Genomic DNA, 17,760 nt, shown 5'->3' on the forward strand with positions numbered 1-17,760 from the left:
GATAGGCCCGGCAAATTCAACCAATTTAATAAAAAACCGGTATCAACAAACTTGGCACACTATTGAGTTCTCAAACAACAGACACACCCGGCACCACCCAAACCCACGTTCAGGATCGCTCCGGAGCAACTTTCCAAACTTACCCGCCCGCTTCACCCTAGTCAAATCGGCGGTTTCGATCCGGTCTAGCCTGTGGCTTCCAGATCACCTTGCCGACTCGCTCCGGGGAGCGGCGCGGAAATAAACTCTACCACTAGTTCGCCGGAATGCCAACCGCGCCAGGCAACGCCGAAGGGGGCCCGGAATCCCAAGGGATTCCGGGCCCCCTTCCAAGAGAAGCAGTGGCCGGTTTCTGGCCCCCGCCGCCCTTAACCCAGGAACTCGTGGGGATTCACCTGGGCGCCAGGCCTTAGACCAGGGGTCCGCCGGGCAAAGCTGCTTTCCCCGTCTGACTCGTCGGTTTTGCACCCGTCCGTTCAGCACCCTTAGGTTCCACAACCCCGGCAGCCCGGGTCTCAGCAGCCCGGGCCTCGGCAGCCGTGGGGCCGGCAAAAATGGAGTCAGCCTCGGTGGCTTTGGCCCTGGATGCGGCCGCCGTGGTGATCACGCTTGACCCGGCCGGGCTGAAGTAGGTCACGCCCAGCGGAGGCAGCGTGACGGTCAGGGTTGCCGGCTGGCCGTCGATGCCCTCGTCCTCCGCGGCCAATGTGCCCCCGTTGAGGACGCCCGATCCGCCATACTCCTCAGAGTCGGTGTTGAGCACCTCGGTCCACGCTCCCGTGGACGGCACGCCCAGCGCGTAGTCCTTGTGCGGGCCGCCGGAGAAGTTGACGGCACAAACCAGCGGGTTGCCCTCGGTGTCCCAGCGGACAAAGGTCAGGACGTTGCGGTCGGCGTCAGCTCCGTTGATCCACTGGAATCCGCCGGGTTCGTTGTCCCGGGAGTACAGCGCCGGCGTCGACTTGTACAGTTCGTTCAGGTCCTTGAGCAGCACCTGTACGCCCCGGTGTGCCGGGATTTCAGCAAGCCACCAGTCGAGACCGTGCTGTTCGGACCATTCGGCTTCCTGGCCGAATTCGGTGCCCATGAAGATCAACTGCTTGCCCGGGTGCGCCCACTGGTAGCCGAGGAAGGCGCGGAGGTTGGCCAGCTGCTGCCAGCGGTCGCCGGGCATCTTGCGGAGCATTGAGCCCTTGCCATGGACAACCTCATCGTGGCTGATGGGCAGCAGGAAGTTCTCGGTGAACGCATAGACCATGGAGAACGTGACCGTGCCGTGGTGCCACTTGCGGTTGACCGGGTCTTCGGAGGCGTACTTGAGTGAGTCGTGCATCCAGCCCATGTTCCATTTGAGGCCGAAGCCGAGGCCGCCGTGGCTGGTGGGCGCAGTGACCCCGGGGAACGCGGTGGATTCTTCCGCGATCATGACGGCGCCGGGGTGGGTCTTGTACACCGTGGCGTTGGCCTCCTGGAGGAACGAGATGGCCTCCAGGTTTTCCCGGCCGCCGAAGCGGTTGGGCTGCCACTGGCCGTCTTCCCGCGAATAGTCCAGGTACAGCATGGATGCGACGGCGTCCACGCGCAGGCCGTCGATGTGGAACTCATCCAGCCAGTACAGCGCGTTGGCCACGAGGAAGTTCCGGACTTCGGTGCGGCCGAAGTCGAAGATCAGGGTGCCCCAGTCCGGGTGCTCGCCAAGGTTCGGGTCAGCGTGTTCGTACAGCGGCTGCCCGTCGAACTGCGCCAGGGCCCAGTTGTCCTTCGGGAAGTGCGCCGGAACCCAGTCCAGGAGCACACCGATGCCCGCCTGGTGGAGTTCGTCCACCAGGAAGCGGAACTCATCGGGATGCCCGAAGCGCGACGTCGGCGCGTAGTAGGAGGTGACCTGGTAGCCCCAGGAGCCGCCGAAGGGGTGCTCCGCCACGGGCATGAACTCGACGTGGCTGAAGCCGAGCCACTTCACGTACTCCACGAGTTCCTTGGCCAACTCACGGTAGCTGAGACCCAACCGCCAGGATCCGAGGTGGACCTCGTACACGCTCATGGGCGAGTTCTGCGGATCCCGGGCAGCGCGCTCCTTCATCCAGTCCGCGTCCTGGAACCGGTAGTGCGACTCAACAACCCGCGAAGCGGTAAGCGGCGGCACCTCGGTGCCGAAGGCCAGCGGGTCTGCTTTCTCGACCCAGTAGCCGCCCTTGGTCTTGATCTCGTACTTGTAGCAGGCGCCGGCCTGGACACCCGGGATGAACAGTTCCCAGACGCCCGAGGAGCCAAGGGAACGCAGTGAGTTTTCCCTACCGTCCCAGGCGTTAAAGTCGCCCTTCACCCGGACCGCCTCGGCATTCGGGGCCCACACGGCAAAGGACACACCGTCGATGTCGCCCAGCGAGGACTTGTAGTGCTGCACGTGTGCGCCCAGCACGGTCCAAAGCTTCTCGTGCCGTCCTTCGCCGATCAGGTGCAGATCCACTTCGCCCACGGTGGGAAGGTAGCGGTACGGATCGTCCACGGTCACCGGCTCGGCGCCCTCGTAGGTCACCTCGAGGCGGTAGTCCGGCACGTGTCCGTGCTGCAGGGGCTCGAGTACCGCCACCCAGACGCCTTCGGATTCGTGGGTCATGGGCACGGTTCCGGCCGGAGTCACCACGTTGACCGCTTCCGCAAGGTGCTTGACCGTGCGGATGGTCACGTGCCCGTAGTCGTCCAAATGGGCACCAAGCACCGAGTGCGGGGCATGGTGTTCACCGGCCGCTACGCGTGAGAGCGTATGCGGATCCACGTGCAACGGTGCGTGGGGGCTGTCGGTATGTGCAGAGCCTGTCATCTTCTTACCTTCCGCTGCGGCTCCGGCCGGTTCGCCGGAGCCTTTAGTGCTGAGGAGCCGCCTGGCCGCATTCACGGGAATGGCCAGCCAGCCCGGCCGGTTGCGCAACTCGTACACGACTTCGTAGAGCGCCTTGTCCAGCCACAATGCCACAAAGAGCGGCGATTCACGGTCCACCGTTCCGGGCGTGACCTCGGCGTAGCCTGCCAGGAACGCCTCGGTGCAGTCATCCACCCACGTCTCGGGGACGCGGACGTCCGGCTGTTCGCGTTCGGCGGCACCCGCCGCATAGTCAAACGAGCGGAGCATGCCCGTCACGTCCCGGAGCGGGACGTCGGGGAAGTTGCGCTCGGAGATTGGCCGGAGCGGCTCCCCCTCGAAGTCGAGGATTGCCCACCGGTCACGGCCGCCTTCGGCGCCGGGAACCTGAAGAATCTGGCCCAGGTGAAGATCACCGTGGATGCGCTGCAACGCGCCGGCCGGGGTGCCTTCAAGGCGGCTGAGCAGGCTTTCCAGCGCTTCTTCGTAAGGTCCGACGGCGGGTCCCGCCTCCGCCCAAGTCTGACGCATGCGCTGGGCCACTCCGGGGGCAATGACCGCGCCCGGAACCGCTTCCGCGGACACACCGAGCGTTTCCGCGAGCCTGCGGTGGACGGTGGCCGTCGCATGGCCGAGGGCATGCGCCTCTGCCGTGAAATCCACTCCCCCTGCCGCCGCGTCAACGGCGAGCCGCCACGCGTCCCGGCCGCCGGCCAGGAATTCGTGGGCCACCGCCAGTTCGCCCTGAACAGGAGTTGCGGACATCGAGTCGCCGGGGGCCGCCTCGAAAGCCTGCGGATGCCACTCGCCCGTCACCCAGCCCAGCGTTGCCGGGACCTCCGGGGTCCGGGCCGCGGACAGCGCGGCGCCGACCTCCACTTCCGGGTTGTGCCCGGACGAAAGCACACGGAAGAACTTCACGATGGCCGCGGAGTCGCCGTCGTCCACTATCACCGAGGTGTTGGACTGCTCACCGGACAGGACACGAACCGTTCCGGAGGCCTGCGGCAGCGGCTGGCCGGCTCCGGACAGGTGACCACTGGCCGTGCCGGTGGTTTCACCTGTGCGGATCAGCTCGAGCCACGCGGCTATGAACGCGGGGTCATGGACAGCGTCGTAGACCCAGCGGCGCCCCAGCCCGGCGTCGTCGCGTTCACCGATCAGGGCCCGTTCGGCGCCCGGCAACGGCTCGCTGCGGTAGCTGAGCGGGATCTGGACGACGTCGGTGCGGGAGACGCCGTCGGCCGTTGTGGAATCAACGGAGGCAAGGAACACCTCAAGGCCGGCCTGGCCGGTGGAGTCGTCCAGGACCAGTCCGCCCACGGGGGCCAGGGTGAAGTCCGGGGACTTCACCGGGAACCACCGCTGGGCCGGCAGCCAGTCGCGGAGCAGGTGTTCGAGTGTGGGTGTCAGTGTGGTTTGGGTCATGTCATCCCTCAATCGACAGTATCGGCATCGCTTGGGTAAAGGGTGAGGCTGGATTGGAAGCAGCAGCCCGCAGGCGCAGCCAGAAGAAGTCATGGCTGCCCAGCGTCAGTGTCAGCCTGCCGTCATCACTGATGCCGGGGAACGGCTGGCCGCCGAAAACGTCCCGAAGACCCCGGCCGGAAAAATCCGGAAGCCTCAGGGTCGTTGATACCGGATGCTGCGAGAGGTTGAAGACGCACAGGATGGATTCCGCCGGTTCGCCGGCCGAGTTGCCCTCCGGCAGTTCACGGAGATACGCCAGCACTACCTCATGGTCCGCCTCCACATGCTTGAACGCCCCGAGCCCGAAGGCCGGATGGTTCTTCCGCACGCTAAGAATCTGGCGCGTCCAGCGCAGCAGCGACCCGGAATGGGCTGCCTCCGCCTCCACGTTCGCCATGGCGTAGTTGTAGACCAGCGACTGGATCACCGGGAGGTACAGCTTGCCCGGATCAGCGTTCGAGAACCCGGCGTTGCGGTCGGGGTTCCACTGCATGGGGGTGCGGACGGCATCACGGTCCTCGAGCCAGATGTTGTCGCCCATCCCGATCTCATCACCGTAATACAGGAAAGGGCTACCCGGCAGCGACAGCAGCAGGGCGTTGATCAGCTCGATTTCCGCCCTGGAGTTGTCCAGCAGCGGCGCCAGCCTGCGCCGGATGCCGATGTTAGCCCGCATGCGGGGGTCCGGCGCGTACCAGCCGAGCATGGCGGCCCGCTCATCGGCGGTGACCATTTCCAGCGTCAGTTCGTCGTGGTTGCGCAGGAACGTCCCCCACTGCGCACCCTCCGGGATGTCCGGGGTGTCGTGCATCGTCTCGATGATGGGGGCGGCCTTCTGGTCACGCAGCGCGTAGTAGAGCCGCGGCATGATCGGGAAATGGAAGGCCATGTGGCATTCCGGTTCCTCCTCGGTGCCGAAGTACTCCACCACCTCGTTGGGCGGCTGGTTGGCCTCGGCAATGATGACCCGGCCGGGATAGCTCTCGTCCACCATCTTCCGCAGCTGGCGCAGGAACCCGTGCGTCGCCGGCAGGTTCTCGCAGTTGGTCCCCTCCTCCTCGAACAGGTACGGGATGGCGTCCGCCCGGAACCCGTCGATCCCCTGGTCCAGCCAGAACCGCACGACGTCGAACACGGCGTCGATGACCTTCGGGTTCTCGAAGTTCAGGTCGGGCTGGTGGCTGAAGAACCGGTGCCAGAAGAACTGCCGCCGGATGGGGTCGAAGGTCCAGTTCGACTCCTCCGTGTCCACGAAGATGATGCGCGCGTCCTGGTATTTCTCGTCCGTGTCGCTCCACACGTAGAAATCGCCGAAGGGACCGTCCGGGTCCTTCCGGGACTCCTGGAACCAGGGGTGCTGGTCTGACGTGTGGTTCAGCGGCAGGTCAATGATGACCCGGACGCCGCGGGCATGCGCCTCGGCAACAAGCCGCTTGAAGTCGCTGATGGTGCCGAACTCGTCCAGGACGGAGTTGTAGTCCGAAATGTCATACCCGCCGTCCCGGAGGGGCGACTGGAAGAACGGCGGAAGCCACAGGCAGTCCACGCCCAGCCACTGCAGGTAATCGAGCTTGTCGATCAGCCCGTGGAAGTCGCCAGAGCCGTCGCCGTTGGCGTCCGCAAAGCCCCGGACCAGCACTTCGTAAAACACCGCTTTCCGGTACCACAGCGGATCATGCTGCAACCCAGGAGCGTTGAGCTCGAACGTGCTCTTGGGGGTGAAGTGCTGGGTGGGGCTCTGCGGACTGAAAGTCACTGGCGGCTACCTCCGGATGGTCAGGACATGTACAGGTTCAACGTGCGCGTCCAGCCTCACGTAGTTGTACTCGCCCCATTCCCACGACTCGCCGGAGATCAGGTCATCCACCCAGAAGCCGCCGTTCGGGGTGAGGTCGGCCGGATCGAGGCCAAGCGCGGACAGGTCCAGGGACACCATGCCTTCCCGCGCACTGTGCGGGTCCACGTTGGCCACCACGATGATGGTGTCCCTGGTGCCGTCCGGGAGGGTCTTGTGCTTGGAATAGACCATGGTGGCGTCGTCCGTGCACTGGTGCACGGTGAGGTTCTGCAGGTCCCCGAGCGCCGGGTGCGCCTTGCGGATCTCGTTGAGCCTGGTCAGGTACGGCGCGAGGGTCCTGCCGGAGGCGGAGGCAGCCTCCCAGTCGCGGGCCTTGTACTCGAACTTCTCGTTGTCGATGTACTCCTCGGCCCCGGGCCGGGCCACGTGTTCGTACAGTTCGAAGCCGGCGTACACGCCCCACAGCGGGCTCGCTGTCGCCGCCAGGGCCGCCCGGATCTTGAACGCCGCCGGCCCGCCGTACTGCAGGTACTCGGTGAGGATGTCCGGGGTGTTGACGAAGAAGTTCGGCCGGAAGAAGGCAGCCGACTCGTGGCTCACGTGGTGGAAGTACTCTTCCAGCTCCTTCTTGGTGTTGCGCCACGTGAAGTAGGTGTAGGACTGCTGGAAGCCGGCCCGGCCCAGCGCATGCATCATGGCGGGACGGGTGAAGGCCTCGGCCAGGAACACGACGTCGGGGTCCTCCTTGTTCACCTCGGCAATGAGCCACTCCCAGAACCACACCGGCTTGGTGTGGGGGTTGTCCACCCGGAAGATCTTCACGCCGTGGCTGACCCACAGCCGGACGATCCGCAGGATCTCCTTGGACAGGCCCTCGGGGTCGTTGTCGAAGTTGAGCGGGAAGATGTCCTGGTACTTCTTCGGCGGGTTCTCGGCGTACGCGATGCTGCCGTCAACGCGGGTGGTGAACCATTCCGGGTGCTCGGTGACCCAGGGGTGGTCCGGGGCGGCCTGGAGGGCCAGGTCGAGCGCCACCTCGAGGTTGAGCTCATTCGCGCGCGCCACGAAGGCATCGAAGTCCTCGAAGTTTCCGAGGTCGGGGTGGATGGCGTCGTGCCCGCCTTCCTTGGCGCCGATGGCCCACGGCGAACCGGGGTCGTTCGGACCCGCAATAAGCGTGTTGTTCGGGCCTTTGCGGTGCTGCACGCCGATCGGGTGGATCGGCGGCATGTAGATGACGTCAAAGCCCATGCCGGCGACGGCGTCGAGCCGCCGGGCGGCGGTCCGGAAAGTGCCGGACGTCCAGGCGCCCGTGCCTGGGTCGCGCACCGCGCCCTCGGAGCGCGGGAAGAACTCGTACCAGGATCCGCGGCCCGCGCGGTCCCGCTCAACGAGCAGCGGAAATGGGTCCGAGACGGTGACGAGCTCGCGGATCGGCTCGCGGTCGACAACGGCTGCGACGTCGCGGCTGAAGCCGGCGGCCAGGCGGTCCTCAGGGGAAAGGGAGGTGTCCGAAAGGACCGTGGCCGCGGAACGCAGCGTCTGCCGGTCTGCATCGTTGCGGGCTGGTTCCTCGGCGGCCTGCGACAGGAGCGCGGCACCCTCCGCGAGCATCAGTTCGACGTCGATGCCCGCGTCCACCTTGACCTCGGCGTTGTGGTGCCATGTACCGTAGCGGTCGTGCCAGGCCTCGATGACGAACGACCAGGTTCCGGTGGAGTCCGGGGTGAGCAGGCCCTCCCAAAGGTCGGTTCCCTTGCCGCGGTCACCGGCTGGCGGCTGGAGCCGGGTCCGCTGCCGTTCGTTGCCCTGGGGGTCCAGGAGGACAGCACTGACGCCCAACTGGTCGTGGCCCTCCCGGAAGGACCTGGCGCTGACCACGATTCCTTCGCCGGGCAGCGCCTTGGCCGGGAACTTCCCCCCTTCGACAACAGGCTGAACGTCCGTGATGGGGAAACGGCCAAACCGAAGCCCCTCCGTGATCGAAACTTTCGGCGTTTGCTTTGCTGGGGCACTGGTTCGCGTGTTTGTCGTCACAGGTTCGACGTTATCGAGAAAAACGGCGGATTGCTAAGCCTGCGAACTTAATTAATGAAGCGATTCGTCATTTACCGGAAAGTAATCAAAAGCGGTTCCTGCCGTTCACCTTGTCGGTTAGTGTGGCGCAGGTGAAGGCAATCCGCAGATTTACAGTCCGTACCGTTCTCCCCGAGCCGATCCGGCCGCTGGCCCGGCTGGCCACCAACCTCCGCTGGTCCTGGCACCGGCCCACACGGGAACTGTTCGAGAGCCTCAACCCGCGGGTATGGGCCCAGTGCGGCAATGATCCGGTCAGCTTCCTGGGCCTGGTGGGCCGCGAAGAGATGCACCGGCTCGCGATAGACCAGGACGTGGTGGCCCGGGTTCAGGCGGCAGCCGCGGACCTGGACCGGTACCTCACCGAACCCCGCTGGTACCAGGGGCTGGGCGCCGACGCCCCCGCCTCGATTGCCTACTTCTCCCCCGAATTCGGCATCACCGAGGTCCTGCCGCAGTATTCGGGCGGCCTCGGCATCCTCGCCGGGGACCACCTGAAGGCCGCCTCCGACCTCGGGGTGCCGCTGATCGGCGTCGGCCTGCTGTACCAGGCCGGCTACTTCAAGCAGTCACTGTCCCGGGATGCCTGGCAGCAGGAGACCTACCCGGTCATCGATCCCGACGGCCTGCCCCTGACGCTGTTGCGGGAACCGGCCGCGGACGGCAACGGCAAGCCGCTGGAGATTTCACTTCCGCTGCCCAACGGGCGGCACCTTTCGGCACACATCTGGCGTGCCGACGTCGGACGCGTCCCTCTCCTGCTGCTGGACTCCAACGTCCCCGGAAACGACGACGCCGCCCGCAGCATCACCGACCGCCTGTACGGCGGCGGCGGCGACCACCGGCTGCAGCAGGAACTGCTGCTCGGCATGGGCGGGGTCAAGGCGCTGCGCGCCTACCAGAAACTCACCGGCACGCCCGCACCCGAGGTGTTCCACACGAATGAGGGCCACGCCGGCTTCCTCGGCATCGAGCGGATCCAGGAGCTGATGTCCGGCGAGCAGGCGCTCACGTTCGACGAGGCCCTCGCCGCCGGACGCTCGTCCACGGTGTTTACAACGCACACGCCGGTTCCGGCCGGCATCGACCGCTTCGAGGCAGCGCAGATCCAGCACTTCTTCGAAGCCGGCCTGGCGCCGGACGTCCCCACCTCACGCATCCTGGACCTGGGCCGCGAAAACTTCCACGAGGGCAACCCGTTCGTCTTCAACATGGCGGTGATGGGCCTGCGCCTGGCACAGCGGGCCAACGGCGTTGCCAAGCTCCACGGCGAAGTTTCCCGCGGCATGTTCTCGGCGCTCTGGCCGGGATTCGACCACTCGGAGGTGCCCATCACCTCCGTGACCAACGGCGTGCACGTGCCCACCTGGGTGGATCCGCGCGTCGCGAAACTCGCACGGGAGCGGTTCGGGCCCGAAGCCGAGGTAATGGGCCGGTGGGACCTCGCCTACAACGTCTCCGACGCCGAGGTCTGGGCGCTCCGGCGCGAGATGCGCGTTTCGCTCGTGGAGGATGTGCGGCGCCGGCTGCGGGCTGCGTGGAAGAAGCGCGGCGCCGCCGATGCCGAGCTGGCGTGGACCGATTCCGTGCTGGACCCGGACGTCCTGACCATCGGATTCGCCCGGCGCGTCCCCACCTACAAGCGGCTGACCCTCATGCTGCGGGACCCGGAGCGTCTGAAGGCCCTGCTGCTGCACAAGGAACACCCCATCCAGCTGGTCATTGCGGGCAAGTCCCACCCGGCGGACGACGCCGGCAAGAAGATGATCCAGGAGCTGGTCCGTTTCACCGACGATCCCGCGGTCCGGCACCGCATCGTGTTCCTGCCGAACTACGACATCGCCATGGCACGCACGCTGTTCCCCGGCTGCGACGTCTGGCTGAACAACCCGCTGCGGCCGCTGGAAGCCTGTGGCACCTCCGGCATGAAGGCCGCGATCAACGGGTCCCTGAACCTGTCCGTCCTGGACGGCTGGTGGGATGAGATGTACGACGGCGAAAACGGCTGGGCGATCCCCACCGCCAACAACGGCGCTTCCTCCGATGAGCGCGACGACATCGAGGCCGCGGCGCTGTATGAGCTGCTCGAGAAACAGGTGGCACCGCGGTTCTACGGAAGCACCGTTTCCGAAGCGGCCGGCGCCGCGGGGCCGTCCGAGTCCAGCCACGAAAAGGTTCCCACGCACTGGGTCTCCATGATCAAGCACACGCTGGCCCACCTCGGACCGGCTGTCTCGGCCGAGCGGATGCTGCAGGACTATGTCAACGTCCTCTACCGGCCCGCCGCGGTTTCGGGGCGCGAAGCGGTGGCAGGTTCCTACGCCCAGGCCAAGGCGCTGGCGGCGTGGGTCGCCAAGGTCCGCGCGGCCTGGCCCCAGCTGCACGTGGAGCACGTGGACTCACTGGGCGTCTCGGAGGACCCTCAGATCGGCGACACCCTCCAGGTCCACGCTTACGTTGGACTGCACAACCTGTCTCCGCAGGACGTGGCCGTTGAGGTGGCGTACGGGCAGGCCGCGGAAAGCGACGAACTGGCGAACGTGACAATGGTGGAGCTTGAGGCCAAGGAGGAGCTCGGCAACGGCCGCTACCTCTTCGCCGGGTCCATCGTGATCGACCGCTCCGGATCCTTCGGCTACACCGTGAGGGTGTTCCCCAAGCACGACGCCCTCGCATCCAAGGCCGAACTGGGGCTGATCGTCAACGCGTAGTCCCCACCGTCTCCCTACCCTCGCAAGCTCGGCCAGGGAACCCTGACGGCGTGGGCCCAAGCGGGCTAGAGCATAACCGCGATGACTGCGAAGTCCTTGCCGGCGTAGGTCTCGGCGTCCTGGAGGATCTCGCAGACGACGCCGAACGAGCGTTCGCCGCGGAAGGCTGCGGGAACCTGCCAGATCACCGTCAGGGGCTTCGCGCCGTCGTCGGAAATGGCGTCCGCAAAGTCGTGCAGTGAGTCGTTGAGGGCATCCAGGTTCACGCCGAAATGCTCCGGAAAATCCAGGGCCTCCCCGAAGGCAGCGAGCACGGCTTTCTTGGAATCCGCGGCGGGGACCAGCAGGCTGCGGCGGCCGGCGTCGGCCACCTGGTCCTTGAGTTCCTCGAGGGTCCAGGTGTCGCCGGAATAGATCTTCATGGTGCTATTTGCCTTCTGTTATGAACTTGAACGAGCCGTAGTGATCCGGCGAGTAGTACTTCTCGCCGGCCTGTCCCGCCACGATCCTGCGGGCTCCCCGGTCCGATTCGCCGGGCGTGGGAACCGTGTACTCCTTGTAGTACCCGCTGGCCTTGCGCGGCAGGACCCGCTCAAAGTTGCCGAACGTCACGCCGTCCCGGGTGTACGGGTAGGGGCCGCCCTGCCGGATCAGCACGAGGACGCGCCGGCCTTCGGCCGGCAGCTGGGATTCCCGGATGGCGGGGAGGCCGGATGCGTTCTGCACGCCCGTGGACTTGGCGGCGGACGACGACGGCGCTGCGGCGGGTGCCGACGTCGGCCTCCCGGTCGGTGCCGACGTCGCGAAAGTGGGTGCCGACGTTGTCGTTCCCTGCGGTCCCGCACTCTGCTGGACCGCACCGGGCGGCGTGCCGCCCGGTGAGATGAAAAGGTTGAAGACCGCGAGGGCCGCCACGGCAAGCCCCAGCAGCAGCGTTCCGACAGTCCAACGCCTGCGCATGCCTGTTTCCCCGTAATTTACGTGCGGTAGATATTGATGGTGTAGGCCTGAACTTCGTCAGGCTCACCGGAGGCAACGAGTGCGCCCTGGCGCCGGTCGTGGAGCTCGGACGTGGTGAGGCGCAGGTCGAACATCCGTTTGCCGGTGCCGTCATCGTTGGTGACCTGCGGAAGGGTGACCTTGATGTCCTCGGGGCCGCCGTTGACCACGATAAGCCCGGCCACGTGCCCGTCATCGGAGCCCAGCAGCAGCTGAACCACGCGGTTCCGCGAATCGTTCCACCGTTCCATGGACATGGGCTGCCCGTCCCGGTCATACCAGTACAGGTAGGAGCGGGCGTCGCGGACCGGGTAGTCGTGCGGCTGGGCAGTGAGGAACTCGCGCCGAAGCCGGATAACGCGCTTGGTGCTTCGGAGCATGGCATGGGACTCCGGCGTGCTGGTCCAGTCGATCCACGTAAGCGGATTGTCCTGGCAGTAAGCGTTGTTGTTGCCCTGCTGGGTGCGGCCCAGCTCGTCGCCCGCCGTGATCATGGGGACGCCCAGTGAAATCATGAGCGAGGCCATGAGGTTGCGCTTGCTCTGGGCACGGCGGGCGAGAATGCCCTCGTCCTCGGTGCGCCCTTCGAAGCCGTGGTTGTAGCTGCGGTTGTCGCCGTGCCCGTCCCGGTTCTGTTCGCCGTTCGCTTCGTTGTGCTTGCGGTCGTAGGACACGAGGTCGGTCATGGTGAAGCCGTCATGGGCGGTGATGAAGTTCAGCGAAGCAAGCCGGGAGCGGCCCGACGGTTCGAACAGGCTCGCCGAGCCGGACAGGGCATCGGCCAGCCGCGCAACGGATGCGCCTTGGTTCCCGTTGTCGAGGGCGGCACGGTCAGCCACCCAGAAGGAGCGCACGGCGTCGCGGTAGTGGTCGTTCCAGTCCACCCAGCCGGCGGGGAAACGGCCGGTCTGCCAGCCGCCGTATCCAACGTCCCACGGTTCGGCGATCATCTTGACGCGGGAGAGCGACGGGTCCTCGGCAACGGCTTCGAGGAACGGGTGGTGGGGATCGAACTCGTTCGCTGCGTTCCGGCAGAGCGTCACCGCGAGGTCAAAGCGGAAGCCGTCAATATGGAACTCGTCCACCCAATACTTCAGCGAGTCCACCACCATTTGGACCACGCGGGGTTCGCCGAAGTTGAGCGTATTGCCGCAGCCCGTGGTGTCGATGTACTTCCCTTGCCCGTCAGTGCGGTAGTACTTCTCCTCGCCCAGCCCCCGGAAGCTCAGGCTGGTCCCGTCCGGTCCGCCTTCGGCCGTGTGGTTGTAGACGACGTCAAGGATGACCTCGATGCCGGCGGCATGGAGCAGCTTGACCATGCCCTTGAACTCATCCTGCACCGCCTGGGGCCCGGCTTCCTGGGCCGACGTGGTGGCGTACCCGGGGTGCGGGGCGAAGAACGCCGCCGTGTTGTAACCCCAATAGTTGGTGAGGCCGAGGTTCTGGAGGTGGGGCTCGTCCAGATGGAAATGTACGGGGAGCAACTGCAGGGCTGTGATGCCAAGACCCGTAAGGTGTTCGATCATCGCGGGATGGGCCATGCCGGCATAGGTGCCGCGCAGCGCCTCCGGGATGTCCGGATGCAGCATGCTCTGCCCGCGGACGTGTGCCTCGTAGACGATGGTGTTGCGCCAGGGCGTGTGCGGCCTCTTGTCGCCGCCCCAGTCGAAATCGGCAGACATCCTGACGCTGGTGAGGAACCCACCGCGATCATCGACGGCCCGGCCGTAAGGGTCCAGCAGCAGCGGCTGCCGGCTGCCGCCGTCGTCGTCGTCGTCGTCAAAATCAACAGTGGGAACGGCCAGCGGCAGGACCTCTTCGCCCTTCGGTGCGGCGCGGAACCCGTACCGCGATCCCACAGGAAAACCGTCCACCGCTCCATGGTGGACACCGTTCGCGAGGCCGGAGAGGGTTTGAATCCGCCAGCTCTGGCCCGGCGCCTGGTAAGCCACCTCGAGCTTCGCAACTCCGGGAGCGAAAACGGCAACGTGTGCCCGGTCCCCTGATGCACCCGCCGGAGCGTGGCGCGCTTCGCTGACCCCAAGGGGAAAGGCCTGGGGGTCATCCACCGTCAAGGCTGTATCTACAAGGGGCATTACCATCAATTAAAGCTTAGCTGTCACATCCAAATAGCTGATCTTCGCCGGCATGTTACGTGCGCGGAGCTGTGGCGGCACTGCTGAACGCTGTAATGACGCACCAACGTGGAGGTTTTCGTGAAGATTGCATTGGCCCAGATCATCACCGGCAGGGATGTGGATGGGAACCTCACCGTGGTCGAGGAGTACGCCCGCCGGGCCAAGGACGGCGGCGCGGAGATCGTTGTTTTCCCCGAGGCCACCATGCGTGCCTTCGGCAATTCCCTGCTGGAAATCGCCGAGCCGCTCGACGGACCGTGGGCAGGCCGCGTCCGTTCCCTTGCCGACGAGTTGGGGATCGTGATCGTTGCCGGGATGTTCACTCCCGGTTCGTCACAGGCCGGAGGGCAGACCAAGGTCCGCAACACGCTGCTGGTGACCGGACCGGGTGTGGAAGCCAGCTACGACAAGGTGCACCTCTTCGACGCCTTTGGGTTCCTGGAATCCGACACCGTGGACGCCGGGACCGGCCCCGTGACGTTCGACGTCAGCGGCCTCACCTTCGGCCTGGCCACCTGCTACGACATCCGCTTCCCGGCCCTCTTCACCGCCAACGCCGGCCGCGGGGCCGTCGCCAACATCATCTGCGCGTCCTGGGGTTCCGGTCCCGGCAAGGTGGACCAGTGGCAGCTCCTGGCCAGGGCCCGTGCAGTGGACACCACCACCTACGTGCTCGCCTGCGGCCAGGGCGACCCCGCAACCCAGGGCACCGAGCCCCGGGGGGCAGCGCCCACGGGCGTCGGGCACAGCGCCGTCGTCTCGCCTTTCGGCGAGGTCCTCGAGGAGCTCGACGGCGCCCCCGGACTCATCTTCGCCGACCTGGATCCCGCCCTGGTCAAGGAAGCCCGCACCAAGCTCCCGGTCCTGGCCAACCGTCGCGAGTTCTAGAGGAAGAGAAACCCTCTCTCAGCTCTTGCAGGAAATACCGAAACCCTCCCGCAGCTCCTGCCGGGGAAAAGGAAACGCTCCTTCACGCGAAGTGAAGGAGCGTTTGCCGTTTCGCTGCACAAGCTGCGAGAGCGTTCCCGGTTTCCCGGCGAAAGCTGAGAGGGCGTTGGACGTTTCGCTGCACAAGCTGCGAGAGCGTTCCCGGTTTCCCTGCGAAAGCTGAGAGCGCGTTGGCCGGTGTTACTTGGCGGCGCGCTGGCGGGAGACTTCGTAGAGGGAGATGCCCACGGCCATGGAGGCGTTCAGGGATTCCATGGCGGAGTCGATCGGGATGGAGACGATCTGGTCGCAGTTCTCCCGGACGAGGCGGCTGAGGCCCTTGCCTTCGGAACCGACCACAATGCAGACGGGTTCGGTGGCGACGGTGAGGTCCGGCAGCGAGACGTCGCCGTCGCCGTCGAGCCCCAGCACGAAGACGCCCATGTCCTTGAACTGCTTGATGGCGTTGTTCAGGTTGGAGGCGCGGGCCACCGGAACGCGGACGGCCGCGCCGGCGCTGGTCTTCCACGCCGCGGCGGTGACGCCCACAGAGCGGCGCTCGGGGACGATGACGCCGTGGCCACTGAAAGCCGAAACCGAGCGGATGATCGCGCCGAGGTTGCGGGGGTCGGTGATGCCGTCCAGCGCAACGAACAGGGGTGCATTAGCGATGTGCCCCTTCTTCCAGCCTTCAACCGTCTCTTCAGCCAGGTCGTAGGCGTCCTGGTACTCGTACGGCGGGATCTGCAGCACGAGCCCCTGGTGCACGGCGTCGTCGGTCATCCGGTCCAGCTCGGGCTTGCCGGTTTCCAGCAGCGGGATGCCCCGCTCCGCAGCGATCTTCAGCGACTCCTTGACGCGGTCGTCCATCTCGATGCGGATGGCGACGTGCAGGGCTTTGGCCGGAATGCCTGCCCGGAGCGCTTCCACGACGGAGTTGCGGCCGGTGACGACCTCTTCGGTGGCGCGCCCCTTCGGGCCGGACCGGGCACCGGCACCGCGGGTGGCCCCGGCACTACCCGGTCGCTTGGCTGCGGAGCGCTCGGCAAGCTGCTTGCTCTTATGCGCCTTGTGGTACGGGCGGTCCTCGGCTTTGGGGGTTGGCCCCTTGCCTTCGAGAGCCTTGCGGCCGTGGCCACCTGTTCCGGTGGTGGGGCCCTTCTTGAGCTTGCGGACTGCGCCCGGGCGACCTTTGTTGGCCATGAATTCCACCCTTGGTTGTATTGAGTAAGTCTGGACTCCAGTCTACTGACTGGCCTCAAATCGTTGACCGGGCGGCCGCCGGGCCGCCAAGGCTAGCTGCGCTGCAGGCTCCACGTGGCGCCGTCGGCGTTGTCTTCGACCAGAACGCCGGCCGCCGCAAGGGTGTCCCGGATGGCGTCGGAGGCGGCCCAGTCCTTCCTGGAACGCGCCTCGGCGCGGGCAGCGAGCTGCGCCTCAATGAGCGTCCCGAGAGCACCGGTGGCCTGGTCATCAACGGCCGGCTGCGCAGCGTCGCTGATCCCCAGGACCCTGAGCATGTCGGTCACGCCGGCGAGGGCCTGCCGCGTTGCCGCCAGGTCGCCGTCGGTGAGGGCTGAGTTTCCGGTGCGGACCGTGTCGTGCAGCACCGCAAGGGCCTGCGGGACGTTGAGGTCGTCGTCCATCGCGGCGGTAAATGCATCCGGAACGGTGCCGTGGCTGCCGAACAACAGGGCGCCGTCGGAGGACAGCGCCCTGACGGCGCGGGCCACGAAGCCGTCAATGCGTTCGACGGCGGCTGAGGCTTCCTGCAGCGACGTGGGCTGGTAGTCCAGCACCGAGCGGTACTGCGCCTGGCCCAGGTAGTAGCGCACCACGCGGGGCGGTGCGAGCGCCAGCATCTCGGCCGGGCTGACCGTATTGCCCACGGACTTCGACATTTTCTCACCTTGGTAGGTGACCATGCCGTTGTGCATCCAGAAGTTCGCGAAGCCGTGGCCTGCAGCCTGGGACTGGGCCATCTCGTTTTCGTGGTGCGGGAAGCGCAGGTCCAGGCCGCCACCGTGGATGTCGAATTCGGTGCCGAGGTATTTGGTGACCATGGCCGAGCATTCGAGGTGCCAGCCCGGACGGCCGGCGCCCCACGGCGAAACCCAGCTCGCCGTCGTCGGCTCCCCCTCTTTATGCCCCTTCCAGAGGGCAAAGTCCCGGGGGTCCTTCTTGCCGCGCGGGTCGGCGTCGGCGGCACCCTGCATGTCATCGATCTTCTGGCGCGTCAGGGCGCCGTACTTGTTCCAGGAGCGAACGTCGAAGTAGACGTCCCCCGAATCGTCAAGGGCTGGGTAGGCGTGCCCGCGGTCGATCAGCTGCTGGATCAGCGCGTGCATCTCCGGGATGTGGCCGGTTGCGCGCGGCTCGTAGGTGGGCCGGGACACGCCAAGGGTGTCATAAGCCTTGAGGAACTCCTGCTCGTAGCGGTAGGCCAGCGCCCACCATTCCTCCTCCGGCACGGCGCCGGCCTCCTGCTCGAAATCCGGGTGGAAGGAGGCCTCGGACTTGGCAAGGATCTTGTCGTCGATGTCGGTGACGTTCCGGACCACCGTGACGCGGAAGCCGCGGTATTCGAGCCAGCGGGTGAGCTGGTCGAAGGCGATGGCGGAGCGGATGTGCCCCACGTGCGGCATGCCCTGCACGGTCGCACCGCAGTAATACAGGCTTACCTTGCCCGGTACCAGGGGAACGAAGTCGCGGACTTCGGCGGATGCAGTGTCGTAAAAGCGCAGGGTCACCGCTCCAGATTAGCCGATACCAATGTCC

The 17,760-nt window shown here is 66.2% G+C and carries 10 protein-coding genes; 2 read left to right on the plus strand and 8 right to left on the minus strand.

The features are described from left to right. Nucleotides 1–409 precede the first annotated feature (409 nt). Genes AC1DFE_RS18290 through AC1DFE_RS18300 form a run of 3 tightly spaced genes read right to left on the minus strand, consistent with a single transcriptional unit; the run spans nucleotide 410 to nucleotide 8,168 of the window. Nucleotides 410–4,291, minus strand: a complete 3,882-nt coding sequence (locus AC1DFE_RS18290) for a 1,4-alpha-glucan branching enzyme (protein WP_476907292.1) — start codon at nucleotides 4,289–4,291, stop codon at nucleotides 410–412. Between the two features lies 1 nt (nucleotide 4,292). Then, nucleotides 4,293–6,089, minus strand: coding sequence for a maltose alpha-D-glucosyltransferase (gene treS, locus AC1DFE_RS18295; RefSeq protein ID WP_476907293.1), 1,797 nt, complete (start codon nucleotides 6,087–6,089; stop codon nucleotides 4,293–4,295). Between the two features lie 6 nt (nucleotides 6,090–6,095). After that, on the minus strand, nucleotides 6,096–8,168 hold the full coding sequence (locus tag AC1DFE_RS18300) for an alpha-1,4-glucan--maltose-1-phosphate maltosyltransferase (RefSeq protein ID WP_476907294.1): 2,073 nt from the start codon (nucleotides 8,166–8,168) through the stop codon (nucleotides 6,096–6,098). 131 nt (nucleotides 8,169–8,299) lie between these two features. Here AC1DFE_RS18300 and glgP point away from each other — a divergent pair, with 131 nt between their 5' ends. Continuing rightward, nucleotides 8,300–10,918: an alpha-glucan family phosphorylase gene (gene glgP, locus AC1DFE_RS18305; RefSeq protein WP_476907295.1), complete on the plus strand. Its 2,619-nt coding sequence runs from the start codon at nucleotides 8,300–8,302 to the stop codon at nucleotides 10,916–10,918. A 65-nt stretch (nucleotides 10,919–10,983) separates the two neighbouring features. Here glgP and AC1DFE_RS18310 read toward each other — a convergent pair whose 3' ends face one another. Genes AC1DFE_RS18310 through glgX form a run of 3 tightly spaced genes read right to left on the minus strand, consistent with a single transcriptional unit; the run spans nucleotide 10,984 to nucleotide 14,019 of the window. Continuing rightward, nucleotides 10,984–11,340, minus strand: coding sequence for a barstar family protein (locus AC1DFE_RS18310; RefSeq protein WP_476907296.1), 357 nt, complete (start codon nucleotides 11,338–11,340; stop codon nucleotides 10,984–10,986). A 4-nt stretch (nucleotides 11,341–11,344) separates the two neighbouring features. Beyond that, a complete protein-coding gene (locus tag AC1DFE_RS18315) occupies nucleotides 11,345–11,878 on the minus strand; it encodes a guanyl-specific ribonuclease (RefSeq protein ID WP_476907297.1) in 534 nt (177 codons plus the stop codon). 17 nt (nucleotides 11,879–11,895) lie between these two features. After that, on the minus strand, nucleotides 11,896–14,019 hold the full coding sequence (gene glgX / locus AC1DFE_RS18320) for a glycogen debranching protein GlgX (protein WP_476907298.1): 2,124 nt from the start codon (nucleotides 14,017–14,019) through the stop codon (nucleotides 11,896–11,898). Nucleotides 14,020–14,133: 114 nt separating this feature from the next. Here glgX and AC1DFE_RS18325 point away from each other — a divergent pair, with 114 nt between their 5' ends. Next, on the plus strand, nucleotides 14,134–14,943 hold the full coding sequence (locus AC1DFE_RS18325; protein ID WP_476907299.1) for a carbon-nitrogen hydrolase family protein: 810 nt from the start codon (nucleotides 14,134–14,136) through the stop codon (nucleotides 14,941–14,943). A 240-nt stretch (nucleotides 14,944–15,183) separates the two neighbouring features. Here AC1DFE_RS18325 and rlmB read toward each other — a convergent pair whose 3' ends face one another. Both rlmB and cysS read right to left on the minus strand, forming a co-directional pair. Further along, the gene (rlmB, locus tag AC1DFE_RS18330) at nucleotides 15,184–16,185 is read right to left on the minus strand and encodes a 23S rRNA (guanosine(2251)-2'-O)-methyltransferase RlmB (protein ID WP_476907300.1); all 1,002 of its coding nucleotides are present in this window, start codon (nucleotides 16,183–16,185) and stop codon (nucleotides 15,184–15,186) included. 92 nt (nucleotides 16,186–16,277) lie between these two features. Continuing rightward, nucleotides 16,278–17,732 (minus strand): cysteine--tRNA ligase, encoded by a 1,455-nt coding sequence (cysS, locus tag AC1DFE_RS18335; RefSeq protein WP_476907301.1) that lies wholly within the window; start codon nucleotides 17,730–17,732, stop codon nucleotides 16,278–16,280. Between the last annotated feature and the right edge of the window lie 28 nt (nucleotides 17,733–17,760).

It is taken from the genome of Arthrobacter sp. 05T423 (genome assembly GCF_056396245.1).

Coding starts and splice junctions, on each gene's coding strand:
- AC1DFE_RS18290 (WP_476907292.1), bottom strand. CDS start 4,291: ATGACCCAAACCACACTGACACCCACACTCGAACACCTGCTCCGCGAC.
- AC1DFE_RS18310 (WP_476907296.1), bottom strand. CDS start 11,340: ATGAAGATCTATTCCGGCGACACCTGGACCCTCGAGGAACTCAAGGAC.
- AC1DFE_RS18315 (WP_476907297.1), bottom strand. CDS start 11,878: ATGCGCAGGCGTTGGACTGTCGGAACGCTGCTGCTGGGGCTTGCCGTG.
- glgX (WP_476907298.1), bottom strand. CDS start 14,019: ATGGTAATGCCCCTTGTAGATACAGCCTTGACGGTGGATGACCCCCAG.
- rlmB (WP_476907300.1), bottom strand. CDS start 16,185: ATGGCCAACAAAGGTCGCCCGGGCGCAGTCCGCAAGCTCAAGAAGGGC.